Annotated in this window: 15 protein-coding genes; 7 read left to right on the forward strand and 8 right to left on the reverse strand. The window is 64.0% G+C overall.

The genetic code is table 11. The features are described 5' to 3' along the window. Window positions 1-10: 10 nt before the first annotated feature. The 5 genes from AC1DE1_RS05370 to AC1DE1_RS05390 form a co-directional block, all read right to left on the reverse strand. A complete protein-coding gene (locus AC1DE1_RS05370) occupies window positions 11-475 on the reverse strand; it encodes a DoxX family protein (RefSeq protein WP_477175658.1) in 465 nt (154 codons plus the stop codon). Next, entirely contained in the window at window positions 460-2340 is a 1881-nt protein-coding gene (locus AC1DE1_RS05375; protein WP_477175612.1) for an amidohydrolase, read from the reverse strand. Before AC1DE1_RS05375 ends, AC1DE1_RS05370 begins: the two co-directional genes overlap by 16 nt. Then, on the reverse strand, window positions 2337-2615 hold the full coding sequence (locus AC1DE1_RS05380; RefSeq protein WP_477175613.1) for a DUF1427 family protein: 279 nt from the start codon (window positions 2613-2615) through the stop codon (window positions 2337-2339). Before AC1DE1_RS05380 ends, AC1DE1_RS05375 begins: the two co-directional genes overlap by 4 nt. A gap of 27 nt (window positions 2616-2642) precedes the next feature. Beyond that, entirely contained in the window at window positions 2643-3296 is a 654-nt protein-coding gene (locus AC1DE1_RS05385) for a hydrolase (RefSeq protein WP_477175614.1), read from the reverse strand. A 204-nt stretch (window positions 3297-3500) separates the two neighbouring features. Further along, window positions 3501-4133, reverse strand: coding sequence for a response regulator transcription factor (locus AC1DE1_RS05390; RefSeq protein WP_477175615.1), 633 nt, complete (start codon window positions 4131-4133; stop codon window positions 3501-3503). Between the two features lie 224 nt (window positions 4134-4357). Between AC1DE1_RS05390 and AC1DE1_RS05395 the strand changes: the two genes are divergently transcribed. Continuing rightward, window positions 4358-7426: a sensor histidine kinase gene (locus tag AC1DE1_RS05395; RefSeq protein ID WP_477175616.1), complete on the forward strand. Its 3069-nt coding sequence runs from the start codon at window positions 4358-4360 to the stop codon at window positions 7424-7426. A 35-nt stretch (window positions 7427-7461) separates the two neighbouring features. On the opposite strand, the gene fusA is transcribed toward AC1DE1_RS05395, so the two are convergent. Then, the gene (fusA, locus tag AC1DE1_RS05400) at window positions 7462-9591 is read right to left on the reverse strand and encodes an elongation factor G (protein ID WP_477178939.1); all 2130 of its coding nucleotides are present in this window, start codon (window positions 9589-9591) and stop codon (window positions 7462-7464) included. Between the two features lie 380 nt (window positions 9592-9971). On the opposite strand from fusA, the gene AC1DE1_RS05405 reads away from it, so the two are divergent. The 5 genes from AC1DE1_RS05405 (at window position 9972) to AC1DE1_RS05425 (ending at window position 16268) form a co-directional block, all read left to right on the forward strand. Continuing rightward, window positions 9972-12410, forward strand: coding sequence for a TonB-dependent receptor plug domain-containing protein (locus AC1DE1_RS05405; RefSeq protein ID WP_477175618.1), 2439 nt, complete (start codon window positions 9972-9974; stop codon window positions 12408-12410). Between the two features lie 101 nt (window positions 12411-12511). Next, a complete protein-coding gene (locus tag AC1DE1_RS05410) occupies window positions 12512-12886 on the forward strand; it encodes a TraR/DksA family transcriptional regulator (RefSeq protein ID WP_477175619.1) in 375 nt (124 codons plus the stop codon). An 82-nt stretch (window positions 12887-12968) separates the two neighbouring features. Next, a complete protein-coding gene (msrB, locus tag AC1DE1_RS05415) occupies window positions 12969-13457 on the forward strand; it encodes a peptide-methionine (R)-S-oxide reductase MsrB (RefSeq protein WP_441602298.1) in 489 nt (162 codons plus the stop codon). Between the two features lie 30 nt (window positions 13458-13487). Beyond that, the gene (locus tag AC1DE1_RS05420) at window positions 13488-14780 is read left to right on the forward strand and encodes a thiolase family protein (RefSeq protein WP_441602299.1); all 1293 of its coding nucleotides are present in this window, start codon (window positions 13488-13490) and stop codon (window positions 14778-14780) included. Window positions 14781-14834: 54 nt separating this feature from the next. Beyond that, the gene (locus tag AC1DE1_RS05425) at window positions 14835-16268 is read left to right on the forward strand and encodes an amidohydrolase family protein (protein ID WP_441602300.1); all 1434 of its coding nucleotides are present in this window, start codon (window positions 14835-14837) and stop codon (window positions 16266-16268) included. A gap of 115 nt (window positions 16269-16383) precedes the next feature. Here the strand turns inward: AC1DE1_RS05425 and AC1DE1_RS05430 are convergent, their stop codons facing one another. Further along, window positions 16384-17622: an OprO/OprP family phosphate-selective porin gene (locus AC1DE1_RS05430; protein ID WP_477175621.1), complete on the reverse strand. Its 1239-nt coding sequence runs from the start codon at window positions 17620-17622 to the stop codon at window positions 16384-16386. A gap of 238 nt (window positions 17623-17860) precedes the next feature. Here AC1DE1_RS05430 and AC1DE1_RS05435 point away from each other — a divergent pair, with 238 nt between their 5' ends. Then, window positions 17861-19624, forward strand: a complete 1764-nt coding sequence (locus tag AC1DE1_RS05435) for an amidohydrolase (RefSeq protein WP_477178299.1) — start codon at window positions 17861-17863, stop codon at window positions 19622-19624. A gap of 31 nt (window positions 19625-19655) precedes the next feature. Here AC1DE1_RS05435 and AC1DE1_RS05440 read toward each other — a convergent pair whose 3' ends face one another. Continuing rightward, window positions 19656-20501 (reverse strand): hypothetical protein, encoded by an 846-nt coding sequence (locus tag AC1DE1_RS05440; RefSeq protein ID WP_477175623.1) that lies wholly within the window; start codon window positions 20499-20501, stop codon window positions 19656-19658. Window positions 20502-20729: the final 228 nt, after the last annotated feature.

Consider the following 20729-nt stretch of genomic DNA (forward strand, 5'->3'; position numbering starts at 1 on the left):
CCTTGGGAGTTCAGGGATGAGAGTGTGCCGCGGCCAGCGTTGCACGTTCGCGCAGGTCGTACCACGCGACGAGCAGGAACCCGCCGACCAATCCGAGGTGTTCAAAAAAAGCGTTCGTCACGCCAAATCGTTCCGCCTCGGGCACGGACCAGAAACGATTGGCGATAAAGGTTGCAGCCAGCGTGAAGACGGCCAGCAACAAGGCGCCCAGCCAACGCCCCTTACCTGAAAGTATGGCCAGCGAGGCACCGAGCTCCAGTACGATCACGGCGACGGTGATCGGCCCGGCGGGCGTCATGCCAAAGTGCGCCGTTTCAGCTACGGCGGCGTCGAAGCCCCAGAGCTTCTGCAAACCGCCCTGCAGGTAGGCCGCGCAAAGCCCCAGCAAGGCCAGCCAGCGTACCCACGGAGCACCGAGTCGCTCGGCCCAATGGGTGGATGTCAAAAAAGCCCGCATGGCTACACCGCCCAGCACGCGCAACCTAGCGCGCCCCAGAAGGATTTCAGATCAGACACCGGCAAGCGGCTGGACCATGCGTTGGCATGATCGTGCCCATGCACGCCGCAACCGTGGTTGCAGCCACACGCGGCCTGCGTCATCGCCGGCTGCGCCTGGCGTTGCTGCGCCCATGCGCCATAGCCGCCATAAGTGCGCACCGGCGACCAGTCCGGCATGGCGGCCGGCACCGCCCCCTCTTCGAGCGATGCGTAGTCGCCGCTGCCGTAGACCACGCGGCCGCCCACGATGGTAAGCAGCGAGGTCGTATCGGCAATATCGTCCTCGGGGCAGGCAAAGAAATCGCGATCCGGCACGATCAGGTCGGCCAGCTGCCCTACTTTGATCTGACCCTTCTTGCCCTCCTCGTTGGAGAACCAGGTGACGTTCTGCGTCCACATGCGCAGAGCCGTGTCGCGATCCAGGCAATTGCTGCGCGGATACAGCGCGAGGCCGCCGACGGTCCTGCCGGTCACCAGCCACGCCAGCGACACCCACGGGTTATAAGACGCCACGCGCGTGGCATCTGTACCCGCCGAAGTGCGCAGCCCTTTCTCCAGCATGCGTTTCACCGGCGGTGTTGCCTGCGCGGCGCCCGGACCGTAGCGCTCGACGAAATACTCGCCCTGGTAAGCCATGCGGTGCTGCACGGCAACGCCACCGCCGAGTGCGGCGATGCGGTCGATGGAGCGTTCCGAAATGGTCTCCGCATGATCGAAGAACCAATTGAGCCCTTGCAGCGGAATATCGCGATTGACCTTTTCGAACACATCCAGCGCGCGACTGATGGTTTCGTCGTAAGTTGCATGCATGCGCCACGGCCAGCGGTTTTCGGCGAGCACGCGAACCACTTCCTCCAGGTCGCCCTCCATCTCGGCTGGCATGTCGGGGCGTGGCTGCCGGAAGTCCTCGAAATCCGCGGCCGAGAACACCAGCATTTCACCGGCGCCGTTGTGGCGAAAGTAGTCGTCGCCCTGTTTGTACTTTGACGTGCTCGTCCAGCGGAGAAAATCGTCCTTTTCCTGTTTGGGCTTTTGGGTGAACAGGTTGTAAGCAAGGCGGATGGTGAGCTGATTTTCCGACGCCAGCTTTTCGATGACAGCGTAATCCTCGGGATAATTCTGGAAGCCACCGCCCGCATCGATGGCGCCCGTCACGCCCAGGCGATTCAATTCGCGCATGAAGTGCCGCGTGGAATTGAGCTGGTAGTCGAACGGCAACTTGGGGCCCTTCGCCAAAGTCGCATAGAGAATGGCCGCGTTCGGCTTGGCCAGCAGCAACCCGGTGGGATTGCCCGCGCCATCGCGTACGATCTGCCCGCCAGGCGGTTCGGGCGTGTCCTTGGTATAGCCGACGGCCCGCAGCGCCGCGCCATTCAAGATGGCCCGGTCGTACAAATGCAGCAGGAATACCGGCGTATCCGGCGCCACCGCATTGAGCTCGTCGATGGTCGGCAGCCGCTTCTCAGCGAACTGGTGTTCGGTGAAGCCGCCGACCACGCGCACCCATTGCGGCGCCGGCGTGATCGCCACCTGCTGCTTGAGCATGGCCATCGCATCCGCCAGCGAACGCACGCCGTCCCAGCGCAACTCCAGGTTGTAGTTGAGGCCGCCACGAATGATGTGCAGGTGGTTGTCGATCAGGCCCGGCAGCACGCGCTGTCCTTTGAGATCGATCACGCGCGTGCGCGAGCCGGCCAGCGGCATGATCTCGGCAGCACGCCCCACGGCCACGAAGCGGCCATCGGCGATCGCCACGGCTTCGGCTTCGGGTTGGCCCCAATCGAGCGTGGTGAAACGACCGCCGTGAAGGATCAGGTCAGGCGACTTGTCGACGGCCGTCATGACTGCAGCTCCTTCTTGGCGGGCCTGTTGCCGGCATTGTCCGCGGTTGGCAACTCGCCGCACATATGCGGCTTCACCTGATTGTGCAGCCAGGCGGTTGTCGTCGCCTGGCGATGCATGAAGGTCTTCACCAGCGGCGGCGCCTGCTCACCCAGCAGGATGCCCAACAGACCCACCAGAGCCACCAAGGGCGGCGCTGGCGAACGAACCTGCAGCAAGCCGTAGATGACGCCGACCAGGATGCCGGCAGCAAGCGATATCAGATAGATTTTCATGGCCATGCTCCAGGACAACGACGACGATCAACCTTCGTGTGCACCGAACATGGTCTTGGCGTAGATCACGCCCAGGCCATACGAACCACCGAAATGCTTGGCGATGCCGGTGGTGCTGTCGTACGTCTCGGCACGCGCCCAGTCGCGCTGGAGTTCCAGCAGGTATTGCAGCGAGGTCATCGGCCGCGCGCCTGCCTGGATCATGCGCTCCATGGCACGGTTGTGTGCCTCGGTCGAAACGTCGCCGCAGGCATCGGCGATCACGTAGATCTCGAAACCCTGATCGAGCGCCGACAGCGTCGGACCGACGATGCACACGGAGGTCCACAAACCCGCCAGCACCAGGCGCTTCTTGCCGATCTCGTTGACGCGCTTGACTACGGCCGCGTCTTCCCAGGTATTCATGGAAGTGCGGTCCAGCAGAGCCTGGCCCGGGAATGCGTCGGTGATCTCGCTGAACATCGGGCCTGAGAAGCTCTTCTCCGCCACCGTGGTGAGGATGGTCGGCACCTTGAAGCTTGCCGCCGCATGCGAGATCAAGGCGGCGTTGTTGCGCAACACGATGGCGTCGATGGAATGCGTGGCAAAGGACATCTGCGACTGGAAGTCGATCAGGATCAAGGCGTGATCCGTCGGATTGATCAACTGTTTGCCAGGCGTGGGGGTCGCGTTGAGAGACATGGGGGATACTCCAGTGCGGCGGGGCGTGGGATGAGATGACGTTCGACATGGCGCGGGCGAACGGATGACTTCCGCCCTACACCCATTGTTCTCATCGGGCAGTCGATGAATACCCCAATCGCGGCAAAAGTGGGCTACCCAATCAGGTAAGCGCGTACGTCCCGGACCATCGCAGGCACGCACTGTTTCGTGCGTGTCACCACTTCAGTTGTCGAAGAAACCCCGATTGCGCGCCAGGGTGACCGCATGCGTGCGGTCGAGCGCGCCCAGCTTGATCATGATGTTCTTCAGGCGCGCTTTCACGGTGTCTTCGGATACGCACAGGATGTCGGCGATGCGCCGGTTGGTATGCCCCGTGGCCACCAAACGCAGCACGGCGAGCTCACGGTCGCTGAGCATTTCCGCCCAGGCGTGGGAGGCAATATCCCCGGCCACTTCCGCGGCCATCACGCGACGACCCGCCATCACGGTGCGGATGCCGGCCAGGATCTCGTCGCGCGTAGCCGTCTTCAGCAGATAGGCGTTTGCGCCGAAGGTGAGTGCACGCTTCACGCGCGCATCACCGGGATACGAGGTCAACACGATGATGCGCGCATCCGGAAATTCGCCGCCCAAGGTGGAAATGGCCTGGAGCCCATCCACGCCCGGCATCTGCAGATCGATCAGCGCCACGTCCGGATGCAGTTCGCGATAGCGCACGATCGCTTCCGCCCCGTCGGCGGCCTGCCCCACCACCTCCATGTCCTGCGCACTCTCGATGGCCGCAACGATGCCATCGCGCATGATCGGGTGATCGTCCGCAATCAGGACCCGGATGCGTGTCGCATCAACTGTCACGATATGGTCCCTCGACACGTGGCTGCTCGCGCCTCCCAGGACGGCTGCGGGAGATCTGTCCGGGCTTGCAGTTTCAACTATAGCCTGCAATGCGCGGTGCCGATCAATGCCCGATCGGGTGATTCTGTGTTCATTGCGCGACACCTATGGCCGCGCCACGTGCGGCGATATGCTGCGCCTGTCGCAGCCGGATTTCGCCGCCTGCGCGCCAGCCACGGAAACCTATGACGATGCTCGGATGGCGGGAACTCGCGCGTCGTGGTGCTGTACTGGCCGGCGTGGTGCTATGGCTGGTGTTCGCCGCCTGCGCGCACGCTGAGGATTCGCCCGGCTTTCGCCGCCGCCTGTGGACCACCGAGGCAACCACGCCTGCCGATATCTGGGCCATGGCCCAAGGCAAGGACGGCTATCTTTGGCTGGGCACAGGCAGCGGGCTCTATCGATTCGACGGCTCTCGCTTCGAGCGTTTCCAGCCCTTGCCCGGTGAACGCTTCCGTTCAAACAACATCACCGCGCTCACCGCCCTGCCCGACGGCTCGATGTGGATCGGCTTCTACTACGGTGGCGCCAGCATGCTGCGCGGCGGCCGCTTGCATCACTATGGCGCCGGCAAGGATTTTCCCGCCGGCATGGTGCTGGCTTTTGCGCAAACCGACGACCGCGTCCTGTGGGCAGCCACCGAAGGCGGACTCGCCCGCTTCGACGGCCGCGCATGGCAAACCGTGGGCGAGGCATGGAGCTATCCCGCGCAACGCGCCGACTGGCTCATGGTGTCCCGCGACGGGACCTTGTGGGTGACCACCGGCGAAGCGCTGATGTTCCTGCGACCGGGCGAGCATCGCTTCCAGCGCACCGACCAGGCGGTCTCCAAGTACGCCATCGTGGCGCAGGCGCCCGACGGCACGTTGTGGCTTTCCGATCATCTGCATGGCACGCGCGCCCTGCCCGGCCTCACCGCTACGCATCCCACCAGCACACCGACCGAAGCTCCTGGCGACACGGATTTCGCCTGGGCCAATCGCCTGCTGTTCGACCGTTACGGCAATCTCTGGGGCACCTGCGTCGACCGCAACGGTATCTATCGCGTGGCATCGCTGGCGCCGCTTGCCAGCGGGCGCTCGCTGCGCGCGCAGGATCTCACTGAACTGATCGGGCGCAGCAGCGGCCTGGTGTCCGAACGCGTCGTCCCCCTGGTCGAAGACATGGAAGGAACGATATGGGCAGGCACCAACCTGGGCCTGGTGAGTTTCCACCGCAACAGCTTCCAGGTGCCCGGACAAATCACGCTGGGCGCTGCGGCCAATTACGCGATGGCCACTGACGCGACCGGCGCCGTATGGGCCGCGAACGGCGGAACGCTCTACCGCTTCGATGCCCACGGCGACCAGGTGGTGCGCACCGACCTGCACGACATCGACGGCATGCAGTTCGATCGTGCAGGCGCATTGTGGATGGTGGGGCGCAATCGGCTCTACCAGTTGCACGGCAAGACCCTGGACACCATCGAATGGCCCGTATCGCCCGATCTCACGCGGGCAAGCGCGTTTGCGATCGATCGCGACGATCGCCCCTGGCTGGCACTGGCCGAGCACGGCCTGTACCAACTCAAACAGGGACAATGGCAACGCGTGGTGCCCCTGCCCGCGCTGGCCGATGAAACACCCACGGCGCTGGCGAGTGGCGAACATGGCGACGTGTGGATCGGTTATGCAGGCGACCGCCTGGTGCGCATCGACGAGCAAGGCGCGCATCTCTACAGCGCGGGCGACGGACTGCACGTGGGCACCATCACCGCCATCGTGGTCGAGGCCGGCGACCTGCTGATCGGCGGAGAGCAAGGGCTGGCGCGCCTGCGCGACGGCCGCCTCGCATCGATGCCGGTGCAGGACAACGACACCTTCAGCGGCATCACGGGCATCGTGCGCACCGCCAATGGCGACCTGTGGCTCAATACCGGCAAGGGCGTCGTGCGGATCGAATCTGACGAAGTCACCGCCGGCTTCGAACGATCGGACCATCAACCGGCCTATCGTCTGTTCGATCTGCGCGACGGCCTGCCTGGCATCGCCAAGCAAGGCGCCATCCTGCCGACCACCGCCGTGGACGGTCGCAATCGTTTCTGGTTTCTCACCAACCAGGGGCCGGCGTGGATCGATCCCTCCAAACCTTTCAACAATCCATTGCCGCCGCCGGTGGCGATCACCGCGATCATTGCCAACGGCCGGCGCTACGCCGCCGGCCAACGCATCGTCTTGCCCAAGGGCACGACCAATCTGCAGGTGCAATACAGCGCGGCAAGCCTGGCCATTCCCGATCGTGTGCGCTTTCGCTATCGGCTCGATGGCGTCGACGCCGCCTGGCAGGACGTCGGCAATCGCCGCGAGGCGTTCTATTCCAACCTGGATCCCGGCAATTACCGATTCCATGTGATTGCCGCCAACGACGATGGCGTGTGGAACCTTCAAGGGGCGGAGATCAGCCTCGGCATTGCGCCGTGGTTCTACCAGTCCTGGTGGTTCTATGTGTCGTGCGCCGTCGTCCTTGGCAGCCTGGTCGCCGTGTTCTTCCTGTGGCGAACCCGGCTGGCGGCCGATCGTGTGCACCTGCAGTTGATGGAGCGCATGAACGAGCGCGAGCGCATCGCCCGGGAAATCCACGATACCTTGCTGCAAGGCGTGCAAGGCCTGTTGTTGCGCCTGCAGGCGCTGATGTCGCGGCCAGTACCCGATCAAGAGCAGGCCGATGTACTCAACGCCGCCATCGAGCAGGCCCGGCAGATGGTGATCGAAGGGCGCGACAAGATCATCGCCTTGCGCGGTGACGAACCGCAGCACAATGAACCGGTTCAGTCGATCCTCGCGGTAGGTGAGGACTTGGCTTCGCTGTACCCGGGCGTGAGGTTCCGACTCAGCGCCGAAGGCGAGCCGCGCGCCCTGCTGCCCAGCGCGCGCGATGAAATCATCGACATCGTCCGCGAGGCGATCCGCAACGCCTTCGTCCACGCCGAGGCGCGCCAGGTGGAGGTCCACGTGGATCACCAGCCACGCTGGCTGCGTGTGCGCGTGGCGGACGATGGCAGCGGCCTGGATGAAGCCACCGTGCGAGCAGCGGTGGACGCCGGGCACTGGGGCATCGTCGGCATGCGCGAGCGCGCGCAACGACTCGGCGCAAAGTTATCGCTGCGGCAGCGCGACCCGCATGGCACGCAATGGTTGCTGAGCGTCCCGTGCCGCGCGGCTTACCGCGCGACCAGGGACGAGCGCCGCAGCACTGACCGACCCGTCACGCCGTGAGCGCCATTCGCTCCACGGCGTGACCAGCGAGGCCTCTACTTCGACTCTTTTTCCATCAAGGTGTCCACCAGGTTGGCAGGCACTTCCTCGTAGTGGTCGAACTCCATGGTGAAGGTGCCGCGCCCGCGCGTGGCCGAGCGCAGGAAGTTGATGTAACCAAACATTTCCGCCAGCGGCACAAAGCCCTGCACGAAAGCCTGCGTGCCCTTCTGGCCCTGGTCGCTTACGGTGCCGCGACGACGGTTGATGTCGCCGATGACATCGCCGAGGTAGTCCGCCTCGGTGACCACTTCCAGCCGCATCACCGGCTCCAGCAGCTTGGGCTTGCTTAGCCGCTGTGCCTCGCGGAAGCACTGCCGCGTGGCAATCTCGAACGCCAGCGCCGACGAGTCGACGTCATGGAACTTGCCGTCGATCAGGCGCGCCTTGAAGTCCACCACCTCGTACCCGGCGATCTGTCCCTCGCGCGACTCCACATTGACGGCGTGCTCCACGGCGGGGATGTATTCGCGCGGCACGCGGCCACCGACGATCTCGTCGGAGAACACCACGCCGCTGCCCGACTCCTGCGGCTCGAAAATCATGGTGACTTCGGCAAACTGGCCCGAACCACCCGACTGCTTCTTGTGCGTATAGGTGTGTTCCACCGTACGACCAAAGGCCTCGCGGAAACTCACCTTGGGCTTGCCCATATTGGCGTCCACGCCCAGCTCGGTGCGCATGCGGTCGATGGTCACCTCCAGGTGCAGCTCGCCCATGCCCTTGAGCACGGTCTGGCCGGTTTCCTTGTCCATCTCCAGGCGTAGCGACGGATCGGCCTTCACCATCTTGTAGAGCGCCGCGGACATCTTGTCGATGTCGTTGCGGGTCTTGGGCTCCACCGACACGCTGATCACCGGATCAGGGAAGCGCATGCGTTCCAGCAGCGCAGGATGCGCCGGATCGGACAAGGAGTCGCCCGTCTCGGTTTCCTTCAACGACACGAATGCGCAGATGTCGCCCGCGCGCACCTCGTCGATTTCCCTGGTCGCATTGGCCTGCACTTCGACGATGCGGCCGATGCGTTCCTTTTTGCCGCGGGTGACGTTCTGCAAGGTGTCGCCCTTCTTGATCACGCCCGAATACACGCGGCAGAACGTGAGCGTGCCGAACTGGTCGTTGATCACCTTGAAGGCGAGCGCGCGGGCCGGCGCTTCATCGATCACGCCCTGCTCGCCGGTGACGTGACCGTCCTCGTCCACCAGTGCAATGCCGCCGTTCTCGCCGGGATACGGCATATAGTCGATCACCGCATCCAGCAACTGCTGCACGCCCTTGTTGCGATACGAGGAGCCGCAGAACACCGGCACCAGCTTGCCGGACACGCAGCCCTTGCGGATGCACTGCTTCAACATTTCCGGATCGAACTCGCCCGTTTCGATCAGGCGATCGAACGCAGCGTCGTCCATGGCCAGCGCGTATTCCAGCGTCTCGTGGCGCAGCTTTTCAAGGTTGTCCACCCACGCCTGGTCGGCCGCCGTGCTGAACTTCACGCGGCTGGCCACTTCGTTGAGCGGCACGGTATCCCACGGGCTGTCCTTGTCGTCGCCCTTCCACAGATAGGCGACGCCGGCGACCAGATCGGCCATGCCGACGAATTCGTCGTGGCTGCCCAGCGGCACCTGGCACAGCAGCACGCTCGCACCAAGGCGCTCGCGGATGCCCTTCACGCAGTGCTCGAAGTTCGCGCCGGTGCGATCCATCTTGTTGACGTAGCACAGGCGCGGCACGTTGTACTGGTCGGCCAGGCGCCAGTTCGTCTCGGTCTGCGGTTCCACGCCGGCCACACCGTCGAACACCACCACCGCGCCGTCGAGCACGCGCAGGCTGCGATTCACCTCGATGGTGAAATCGACGTGTCCCGGCGTATCGATCAAGTTGATCTGGTGACCTTTCCACTCGGTGGATACCGCCGCCGACTGGATGGTGATGCCGCGCTTGCGTTCCTGTTCCAGATAATCGGTGGTGGTGGAACCCTTGCCGTCCTTGGTGTCGTGCACGTCGACGATCTGATGCTTCTTGCCGGTGTAGTACAGGATGCGCTCGGTCGTGGTGGTCTTGCCGGCATCGATGTGCGCGATGATGCCGATGTTGCGATACAGCTCAAGCGACTTCTTGCGTGCCATGGGGTCCTGCCTTGATGAAAAGGTGCAATCCGACCAGGCACGCCACCCGTCACGACAGGTGCCCAGCGCTCCGCCCGATATAGGGTCGTTCAGCCAAGCATCAACGTTGCGTGAAAACCCATGTAATCAGCCACTTGCGAAATCACCCGCGCAAGCCTCGGTGAAAACCCGGCCTAAGGCCGCGCCGGAACGCCCGTCCGCCGCGCCGCCAGGACGGCGTCGCACAGGCATGCTCATGACGCCACGGCATGAGCAAATCAGCAAATGTCATTGGACATGTTTAGACGTCTATACCGCTGTTGACTCGCGCAAACAATCGCCGTTAGCCTGCGATTGCTGCATCGCATCACTGTGTTTTTTTGACTGGGGAATTACGTCGCATGCCTAAGAATTCCGTCGGCCTGAAGGCCGCGCCAAGCGTCCTTGCCGTTGCACTGCTTTCCATCCTTTCGCAAGCCTCCGCGCAGGACGCCGCCCCACCGCCGTCCACTGAAAGCGCGAAGAAGCTCGGCACTGTCATCGTCACCGGCACGCGCGCCGACAACCGCACCGAGAGCAGCTCGCTCACACCCATCGACGTCGTCTCGGCGCAAACGCTCAAGCAGACCGGCACCACCGAACTGACTACCGCACTGGCGCGCATCATTCCGTCGCTGACCTTCCCGCGCCCCTCGGCCGCCGATACCGCCGACTCGCAACGCCCGGCGCAGCTGCGTGGTCTTTCGCCGGATCAGGTGCTGGTGCTGGTCGACGGCAAGCGCTGGCATCCCGGCGCCATCCTGATCACCAATGGCGTGCTCGGCCGCGGTTCGCAGGCGGTGGACCTCAACACCATTCCCATTGGCGCGGTGGATCACATCGAAGTGCTGCGCGATGGCGCATCCGCGCAGTACGGCTCCGATGCCATCGCGGGCGTGATCAACATCGTGTTGAAGAAAGGCGCCCAAGGCGGCGAAGTGGACGTCACCGGTGGCCAGTATTCCGCAGGTGATGGTCGCCAATGGCAAGGTTCGGCCAACTTCGGCATTCCACTCAGCGACAAGGGATGGATACGCTTCACGCTGCAGGACGGCAACCAGGATTACACCAACCGGGCCGAGCCCAATCGCACGCGTCCTGCGGAGGGCACCACGCAGCGCTACGGCGACCCGGCGGTGCAGGATCACAACCTGTTCCTGAACTCGCAGTTCGACCTCACGCCGAACGTGCAGCTTTACGCCTTTGGCCACTACAGCGAGCGCAACACCACCTCGCCTGCGTTCTTCCGCAATCTGGCCAACAGCAACTCGGTGCCGTCGCTCTATCCGAACGGCTATCTGCCGCTGGAACACGCGGACTCCACCGATCGTTCGCTGGTGATCGGCGTACGCGGCAAAACGGATGGCGGCTGGCGTTGGGACGTGAGCGGCAATTACGGCGGCAACCGCGTGTCGTATGCCACCGAGAACAGCGTCAATCGCGCGTTCCTGCATGACTTTGGCTATAGCCCCACCCAGTTCCACGACGGCATCCTCAACTCGTCCCAGCAGTCGTTCGACGTGGACATTGCCAGGGAATTCTCCACCAGCTGGCTGCCCAACCCGGTGACGCTGGCCTTTGGTGCGGAATACCTGCGCCAGACCTATGAGATCGATGCGGGCGACCTGACCTCCTGGTACACCGGCACCTCGGGCGTGTCCGGCGGCGCCCAGGGTTTTGGCGGTTACCAGCCGACGGATGCGGGCTCCTATAGTCGCCACGACGTAGCCGAATACGTGAGCCTGGAATCGAACCTCACCGATCGCTTCGGCGCGTCGCTCGCCTTGCGCCACGAGGATTACAGCGACTTCGGCAACACCACATCAGGCGCGCTGGCCGGCCGTTTTGACTTCACCAATCGCTTCGCCTTGCGCGGTAGCGTGTCCACCGGTTTCCGCGCGCCGTCGTTGGCGCAGCAGCACTATTCGTATACCTCGTCGCTCTACTACGGCGCGGGTAACTCGCTGCAGCTGCCGCCAGGCATCTACAACACCGGCCTGGTACCGGTGAACAGCCCGGTTGGCACGCTGCTGGGCGCCCAACCGCTGGAACCGGAGAAGTCGCACAATTACACCTTCGGCGCGGTGTGGAATCCGCTCGATGCGCTCAACCTGAGCGTGGACATCTACCAGATCAACATCGACAACCGCATCACCCTGTCCAGCAACCTCGCCACCACCTCGCCCGCGGTGCAGGCCTATCTCGCCGCCAACGGCATCACCAACACCAACTACAGCGGCATCGCGTACTTCACCAATGCGGTGGACACCCGCACGCGCGGTGTGGACCTGGTGGCGAGCTATCTCAGCGACTTCGGCGATGCCGGCTCGCTGCAGAGCACGGTGAGCTACAACTACAACAAGAACAAGGTCACCGACATCAAGGCCAATCCGGCGATCCTCAACCAGCTGGGGGTGAACCTCAAGCGCATCGACCGGCGCGACCAGTACGGCCTGCTGGCCGATACCACGCCGCGCAGCAAGCTGATCATCAACGAGGTCTACAACCTCAGCCGCTGGAGCTTCAACGGCACGCTGACGCGCTACGGCAGCTTCGTGTCCTACAACTCCACCACGGCCACGCTAGACCAGACGTTCGGCGCCAAATGGATACTCGACCTGGCCGTGAACTACAGCCTCGACCGCTGGACCTTCACCGTCGGCGGCGACAACGTGCTCAATACCTACCCTGACCGCGTCATCCACGCCAACGACAACAGCGGCACCATGCCGTACTCGGTGTTTTCGCCGTTCGGCTTCAATGGCGCCTATGTCTACGGCAAGGTGGCCTACCGCTGGTGACGCCTGCGCACCGGCCCGATCCACGGGCCGGTGCCTTCACCGCGCACGAACAAAACCTGTGCGATAGCTACCGGATAATCCTCCCCGACGGAGTCGCACCCATGGCCGCCGAACAACACCTCACCCCCGAGTTCATCGCACAGCAACGCAAGCGCCTGGAGGCGCTGCGGCAGCAGGTGCTGGGCGGTGAACTGGACGTCAATGCACGCAAGCGCGCCTTTACCGAGGAGCACGGTGACGAGGCCGAAGAGTTCGAGGATTCCGCGCAGGACCTGGCCCAGGAAGAAGTGCGCCAGGCCACCCACGACGTGGACGAGCAACGCGTGAACAACATCGAGCGCGCCCTGCAGAAGATCGACGACGGCACCTACGGCTACTCCGACGAGAGCGGGGATCCCATCCCCAAGGCCCGGCTGGAAGCGGCCCCGGAATCCGTGCTCACCGTGCAGGAAGAACAGGCCCGCGAGCGCCGCTGACCCCTTGAGCCCGCCGCGTTCGCCCCGATCTTCAGGGCGTTCGGGCATTCAATGCCCGTGGGTTCATCGAGGAGAGCACGCAGTGAGCAGTCGTCCCACGTTCGACCTGTCCCCTCCCACCCCGCTTCAGTTCGATGCACTGGCTGCCAAGTTGACGGCGGAAGAGCGCAAGGTGCTGCTGGACCATGGCACCGAGTCGCCCTTTTGCGGCGTGCTGCTGTCCGAAAAGCGCGCGGGCGTCTACGGCTGCCGGCTGTGCGGCCTGCCGCTGTTCCTGGCCGGCAACAAGTTCGACAGCCGCACCGGCTGGCCGAGCTTCACCACGCCGTTCGACGAGACGCATCTGGCCTATGTGCGCGACAGCAGCTACGGCATGGTGCGCACCGAAATCCGCTGCGCCCGCTGCGGCAGTCACCAAGGCCACGTGTTCGACGACGGTCCGCCGCCGACCCACCAGCGCTATTGCATCAACTCGGTGTCGCTGGAGTTCGTCGCCGCCACCGACCCGCTGCCAGACAAGCTGGGACGCGGCGCGCCTGAAGGCGCTGTGTGGAACCTGTTCGCCAGCTGACTCCTTTACCCCCGCCATCAGGACACGTCCATGCCTTTGAAGTCGCGTTACAGCCGACCCGTCTGGCTTGCTTCTGGTGTACGCACGCCCTTCTCCAAAGTGGATGGCGCGCTGGCCTCGCACGATGCCATCGCGCTGTCGGTGCCCGTGGTGCAGCACATGCTGGCCAGCCTGCCCGAGGGCAAGCGTCCGGATTTCGCGGCCTGGGGCGCGGTGGTGCCCAACCTCACCTGGAGCAACATCGCGCGCGAAGTGCTGATGGACGCGGGTGCGCCGGCGACGATCCCGGCGTTCTCGACCATCATGGCGTGCTCCACCAGCATGATCGGCATGATCGAAGCCGCCGGCATGCTCGACGACGACAGCCTGCAGCTGGCCCTGGTCGGCGGCGTGGACAGCCTCAGCCGCATCCAGCTGGGTCTGCCGCAAAGCCTTTCCGACTGGATCCGCCAATTCCAGAAAGCACGCTCGGTTGGCGAGAAGGTTTCGCATGCACTCACGCTGAAGCCGGGCGACGTTCGCCTGTACATCCCGGGCATCGTCAATCGCACCTCAGGCCTGAGCATGGGCGAGCACACCGAGATCACGGCCAAAGACTGGCATATGCGCCGCGAAGATGAAGACGCCTGGGCGCTCGGCAGCCACCAGCGCACCGTAGCGGGCTGGAACAGTGGCTTCTTCGATGACCTGGTGATACCGGTGGGCGACTTCCGTCGCGACAGCATTCCGCGCGCAGATAGCACGCTGGAGAAACTGGCCAAGCTCCCGCCGGCGTTCGACCGCACGACCGGAGAAGGCACGTTGACCGCGGGCAATTCGTCGCCGCTCACGGACGGCGCCGCCGGCTTGTGGGTCTCCAGCGAGAAAGGCCTCGATCGCATTCCCTCGCATGTGCCGCGCGTCAAGCTGGTCGACTGGGAAATCGCCGCGGTCGACTTCCGCGTGGAAGGCCTGCTGATGGCGCCGGCATTCGCCATACCCAAGCTGCTGGCTCGTCACAACCTGCGTTATGACGACGTGGCCCTCTGGGAAATCCACGAAGCCTTTGCCGCGCAGGTGCTGTTCCACATGGCTGCGTTGGAAAGCCGCGAGTTTCTCGCGCGCAAAGCAGGTGTGGACCGCGACTTCGGACCGTTCCCGCGCGAGCGCGTCAATCCCAATGGCGGCAGCCTGGCCATTGGCCATCCCTTCGGCGCCACGGGTGCTCGCATCCTCAGCCAGGCAGTGAAGGAGCTCGCGGCGCAACCTGCGGGCACCCTGGCCATTGTCAGCATCTGCGCCGATGGTGGCCAGGGCACGGTGGCCCTGCTCGAAGCGGGCTGACCGATCGGCAACGCTGCTTGCTACGATGCTCCCACTTTTGACAGGGGGAGCACCATGGCATTGCAGCGTTCGCTTTTCACCGTCGCCATTGCCGGCCTGCTATGCGCAGCCAGCGCATCGGCCGCCGATACCAAGCCTGCGAGCGACCAGGACTTCGTCGCCTACGATCAACCGCTGATCGCCTTCACCCATGCCACCGTGATCGACGGCACGGGCGCCAAGGCCGCGCGCGATCAGACGCTGGTGATCGACCATGGCCGTATCGTCGCCATGGGCAAGAGCAGCAAGGTGAAGCTGCCGCAGGATGCCAAGGTGATCGACGCCAAGGGCAAGACGCTGATGCCGGGCTTCGTGATGGTGCACGAGCACATGTTCTATCCGGCCGGCGGCGCCGAATACAACGAGATGAGCTATAGCTTCCCGCGCCTCTATCTCGCCGGCGGCACGACCACCATGCGCACGGCCGGCTCGATGATGCCCTATGCCGACATCAACGTGCGCGACGCCATCGCCAAGGGCACCGTGATCGGTCCCGACATGGACGTGACCGGCCCCTACCTCAACGGCCCGGGCCTGCCCATTCCCGCCGTGCACGTGCTGAGCGGTCCGGACGATGCCGAACGCACCGTCAACTACTGGTCGGCCGAAGGCGTCACCTCGTACAAGGCCTATATGCAGATCACCCGCGATGAACTGAAGCGCGTGATCGATACCGCTCACGAGCACAAGGCCAAGGTGACGGCGCATCTGTGCTCGGTGACGTATCGCGAAGCGGTGGACATGGGCATCGACAACCTGGAGCACGGCTTCTTCGTCGCCAGCGATTTCGTCAAGGACAAGCAGCCCGACCAGTGCCCGAAGAGCCCCGGCGTCAACGACTCGCTGGCCGCCGTCGATCCAAGGTCAGCTGACGTGAAGCTGCTGATGCGCGACATGATCAACCACCATGTGGCGCTCACCTCCACGCTCACCGTATTCGAAACCTTCGTGCCAAACCGGCCCAAGGCGCCGCAGGGTGCGCTCGACCTGATGTTGCCGGAAGTGCGTGCACAGTACGAAGCCACCTGGAACAAGGTGCAGGGGTCCAAGGCGCGCATGACGCCGGAGACCTACCTCAAGCTCGCCCGCATGGAGAAGCAATACGCCGACGCCGGCGGCCTGCTGCTCGCCGGCACCGATCCCACCGGCTACGGCGGCGTGGTGCCGGGCTATTCGTCCAAGCGCGAAGTGGAACTGCTGGTGGAGGCAGGCTTCGGTGTCGAGCAGGCGGTGAAAGTCGCCACCTCCAACGGCGCGAAATACCTGGGCCGCGACGGCGACGTCGGCACCCTCGCCGTAGGCAAGCGCGCTGATCTGGTGGTGATCGATGGCGACCCGGCCAAGCACGTGGCCGATATCGAGCACATGCCGCTCGTGTTCAAGAATGGCGTGGGCTACGACACGCAGAAGATCTTTGACGCGACGCGCGATAGCGTGGGTCTGCATTGAGTTTGTATCACCGGCGCCATCCGGGCGCCGGTGGCAAACCGCGGCCCCCACTGCCCGTCATTCCGGCGTAGGCCGGAACGACGACAATGAGAGTGCGCGCAAGGCTTGAACAGCCTTAGAAATAAACCTGCGCCCGCATCTCGAAAATGCGCGGATTCACCTGCAGCCTGCCCCGATCACTGAAGGCCCACACATAGTTAGCCTGGAACTTCAGGTGCTCGCCGATATACCAGTTCGCCCCGGCCGTCCAATCGTGTTCCTTGCCGCCCGTGATGGCGCCGTCGTTGAGATCCAGCTCGCTATAGCGCACCGCCAACTCCACCGCGCCCCAGGCGTGTGTCGGTCGCACCGCCTGCAGGTCGCGGCCGTTGTAGCGACGGTCGGCCACGTTGCCGTCGCTGTAGAAGCGCGACTCGCCGGTGAGCGTCCAGGTAGTGAACACATAGAAACCGTTCACCTCGACATTGGGCTTGCCGTTGCTGCGATCCACCTGCGCCTGCAGATACTCGCCCTGCAGCGACCAAGGCCCCTGGATCCACAGTGCCTCTAAGCCGTGGCGATCGACACTTTTGCTATAGGGCAGATTGCCGGTATCCACCAGACGCACGGGCGAAAGGCCATCTTCCGGCCGCGCGCGCAGCCGCGCAGAAGGCGGCACCGAGCCCTCGTCGGCCCAATCGAGCTTTTCGCGTGACGCGGACAGGCCCAGGTGCAAGACATGGCCGGGCTTGTTGAGCGGTATCCACGCGGCACGTGCAGCCCAGGTGCGCCCCGGATTGTTGCCGTCGAAATCCTTGCGCCAGAAATAGTCGCCGACGTTGAGGATGAAATGCGGCCTCACCCAGGCCCAGTCGAAACCCGCGCGACGTCCTTCCCACACGGCCTGCGTGGGCAAGGCGGTTTCGACAAACGTGGTGGCGGACGAACTGGTCACGCCTTCGAAACCCACCGGCGTTTTCGAATAGCCGAAGCGGAAGTTGCCGATGTCCTCGCCGATCACGCCGCTGCTGCGAAAACGCACGAAGGTATCGACCCACTGCCTGGCCTGGAAGTCGTATTGCACGATGGCGTCGTACACGCCCGGCTTGCGCAGGTAGAAACCCAGATAGCGACGCCGGTTGGTGCCGGCGTCTTCGAACTTGCCGGCGTCGTTGGAGAATTGATTGACGTCGTACTGATAAAGCACGGCCAAGCCAAAGTCCGTGCCATCGGATGCGGTCACATGCGTGGGCCAGTTGCTGTAGAAGTCATAGTTGTCCGCGAGACAACACACCGGCCAGGCGCAGGCGATCGCCATGACGGCGAGTGCGCGACGCAAGGTGACGGCGGTCTTTGCGGACAGGGCTGGATTCATGGTCTCGCCTCCCAACGAGTAAAAACATGCTGTCCAATCGGCGCCAGAGCAGGAAATGACTTTTGTGCATATGCACATGGCCTTCATCTCGCCAGCAGCCCTGTGGCCTGAAGCAATTTACCGGCCCATTGGCCGCGCTTCCTGACATCGCTGCTTGACGGGGCTCGAACGCAGTCACGAAAGCTCGACGCCTGCCGACGCAACCTGATGCTGTAGCGGATCACAAGGCGCGAGGGCCGTGTACCCGACGCTTATCGTCCACAACGCAAAGATCCACACCGGCGTCGCCCAGCGGCCCGAGGTGCAGGCATTGGCCGTCAACGGGCGGCGCATCGCCGCCGTCGGCACCAACGGCCAGATACGCTCGCTCGCCGGCCCTGCCACCATGGTGATCAATGCAGGCGGGCGGCGCATCATTCCCGGTCTTATCGATGCGAACCAGCACCTGATCGCCACCGGCCTGGACTACAACCAGCAACTGCGCTGGGACGGCGTGCCCAGCGTGGACGCAGCACTGGGCATGCTGGCCGACCAGGTGGCGCGCACGCCGCCTGCGCAATGGGTACGCGTCGTGGGCGGCTTCGGTGAACACCAGTTCGCCGAGCATCGGCTGCCGACGCTTGAGGAATTGAACCGCATCGCCCCCTCCACGCCGGTCTATGTGCAGCACCTGCAGGATCGCGCCCTGCTCAACGCGGCGGCCATCGCTGCCTGCGGCTATGACGGGCAGACGCCGGATCCACCGGGCGGCCATATCGAATGGGACGACCAAGGCGTGCCCACCGGCCTGCTGCTCGCCACGCCGACGCCGGAAATCTTTCGCGACGCGCTCGCTCACGCACCTGTGCTGCCGCACGAATACCAGATCAACAGCCTGCGCCAGAGCATGCGCGAACTCAATCGATTGGGCATCACCAGCGTCATCGATGCCGGCGCCGCGCATTTGCGTTACCCGGACGATTACAAGGCCGTGGAAGAACTCGCCCAACATCATCTGCTCACCGTGCGCGTGTCCTATCACTTGTCCGCGCAGACTCCGGGCGGCGAAACCGGCGACTTCCTGCACTGGTGCACCATCAACCACTACGGCGATGGCGACGAACTGTTCCGCTTCAACGGCGCAGGCGAAGTGCTGGTGCATGACGCCATGGATCACGACGACTTCCGTCAACCGCCGCCGGTACTCACCGCCCAGACGGGCACCGAGCTCAAAGACATCGTCAGCCGGTTGGTGGCGCGCAGCTGGCCCTGGCGCATGCATGCCGTCTACGAGGAGACCATCGAGATGGCCCTGGAGGCTTTCGAACAGGTCGATGCGGAAATGACACTGCGCGCCCTGCCCTGGTTTTTCGATGGCGCCGAGACGATCAGCGCGAGAAACATCGAGCGCGTCGCCCGGCTTGGCGGCGGTATCAACCTGCAGCCGCGCATGGCCTATCAGGGCGAGTACTTTCTCGAACGCCACGGTCCGGATGTCGCGGCGCACACGCCGCCGATCCGTCGCATGCTCGATGCCGGCCTGCATGTCGGCGTCGGTTCGGGCGGCAGCACGGCGGCAAGCATGGATCCGTGGACCACGCTCTACTGGCTTACTACCGGCCGCACGCTGGGTGGCAGCACCCTCTATCCGCCCGAACAACGCCTGGACCGCACCCAGGCGCTCGCCCTGCATACGCGAGCCAACACCTGGTTTTCCGGCGAAGCAGGCAGCAAGGGCCAGCTCGATATCGGCCAGTACGCCGACTTCGCCGTGCTCTCGCAGGATTACTTCAGCGTGGCCGACGAAGACATCCGCCAGATTGAGGCCGAGCTCACCGTGATGGATGGCCGCGTGGTCTACGCGCAAGGAGACTTTCGCGCGTTCGATCTGGCCCAGCCGATGCCGTTGCCGGAATGGTCGCCGGTCAATCACGGCGGCGGATGCTGGCGGCAACGTCACCACGCGGAACAAGGCCATCCCATCGCCTCGAGTTCGCGCGATGGCGGCCGCGCCCAAGGATGAAGGCGCAGCCGCCGCACGGCCTGTATCCAGCTCAGAAGCGCAGGCGGGCGAACAACGAAGGCCCCAGCAACTTCATATCCAGATTCGCCTGGTAGGACGGATGGTTCTGGTCGAGGCGAATGCGCGTATAGCTGTATTCGGCACCCACGCCGAAGTTCTCGATCGGAAACCACTCCAGGCCGAGGGCCCCGTTATAGATATGGCCCGCGAGGTTGCCGCCGTTCTTCTTTACGCCATAGGCATCGGCGTAAATGCGGAAGTTGTGCGAGAACGCGTGCCGCCAACCCAGCTGCAACACCGGCGCCCAGGCCGTCTCGTGGGTGCTGGCCACGGCGCTGCCGCCGAAGCCGTCGATATCGGCCTGTCCCTCCACCCGGGCCTTCACGCCGTAATACGCCGCGCCGATACCAAGGCCGAACACATCGCTGCCCGTGCCAAACCACCAGCGATAGGCTGCGCTGCCGAAGTTGAAGTTGAGTTTGCCGTCCACGCTGGCGGAGGCGGGAAACGTGGTGCCGTCATAGCTGATGTCACGACTGATCGAGCGGCCGTGCGTGCGATTGATGCCGAAGAAATCGAAGGAGAATCCCTGATGATCGCCGATCAGGAAATCCAGCCGCGCGCGCGGAACCGCTTTATGCTCCTGGAAGCCCAGATCGTCCTCCAGACTGAAGTGACCGTTGTAGCCGTTGATGATGCCGCTGCGACCGGTCGCGCCAATCTGCGTCTGCGTATCGGAGTAGAACGCACCCAGCCAGATGCTGACACGGTCGAGTGCGGGGGATGGATCGGCAAAAGCGGGGACGCTGCCGAATGCGGTGAGGGCTACGAGTGCAAGACGAGTGCAAAGCCGCGTTTTGTTTTTCTGTTGTTTCATCGATGGTCTCCCTGGGCGGTGCACGCACCCTAAGGAGACAAATGTCGACTGCTGGTCCCCGGAATGTGACCGTTACGCAAAGACGCATATCAACAGTCAGCGTTGTTGCCATCTTGTACGCGGCGTCTCGACGAGACTCGCACGAGTTCTGCATAGCGCCTTGGCGCGATGCGCACGGCTGGTACACATACGTCGAGGAAACGCCAACATAGGTCACTCATGGGATGT

This window comes from Dyella sp. 05T440 (assembly GCF_056395965.1).

What these genes read in the sequence shown, in the direction of transcription:
- AC1DE1_RS05430 (WP_477175621.1), bottom strand. Translation starts at nt 17,622, where the DNA reads ATGAATCCAGCCCTGTCCGCAAAGACCGCCGTCACCTTGCGTCGCGCA.
- AC1DE1_RS05410 (WP_477175619.1), top strand. Translation starts at nt 12,512, where the DNA reads ATGGCCGCCGAACAACACCTCACCCCCGAGTTCATCGCACAGCAACGC.
- AC1DE1_RS05385 (WP_477175614.1), bottom strand. Translation starts at nt 3,296, where the DNA reads ATGTCTCTCAACGCGACCCCCACGCCTGGCAAACAGTTGATCAATCCG.
- AC1DE1_RS05395 (WP_477175616.1), top strand. Translation starts at nt 4,358, where the DNA reads ATGACGATGCTCGGATGGCGGGAACTCGCGCGTCGTGGTGCTGTACTG.
- AC1DE1_RS05405 (WP_477175618.1), top strand. Translation starts at nt 9,972, where the DNA reads ATGCCTAAGAATTCCGTCGGCCTGAAGGCCGCGCCAAGCGTCCTTGCC.
- fusA (WP_477178939.1), bottom strand. Translation starts at nt 9,591, where the DNA reads ATGGCACGCAAGAAGTCGCTTGAGCTGTATCGCAACATCGGCATCATC.
- AC1DE1_RS05440 (WP_477175623.1), bottom strand. Translation starts at nt 20,501, where the DNA reads ATGAAACAACAGAAAAACAAAACGCGGCTTTGCACTCGTCTTGCACTC.
- AC1DE1_RS05375 (WP_477175612.1), bottom strand. Translation starts at nt 2,340, where the DNA reads ATGACGGCCGTCGACAAGTCGCCTGACCTGATCCTTCACGGCGGTCGT.
- AC1DE1_RS05380 (WP_477175613.1), bottom strand. Translation starts at nt 2,615, where the DNA reads ATGAAAATCTATCTGATATCGCTTGCTGCCGGCATCCTGGTCGGCGTC.
- AC1DE1_RS05420 (WP_441602299.1), top strand. Translation starts at nt 13,488, where the DNA reads ATGCCTTTGAAGTCGCGTTACAGCCGACCCGTCTGGCTTGCTTCTGGT.
- AC1DE1_RS05425 (WP_441602300.1), top strand. Translation starts at nt 14,835, where the DNA reads ATGGCATTGCAGCGTTCGCTTTTCACCGTCGCCATTGCCGGCCTGCTA.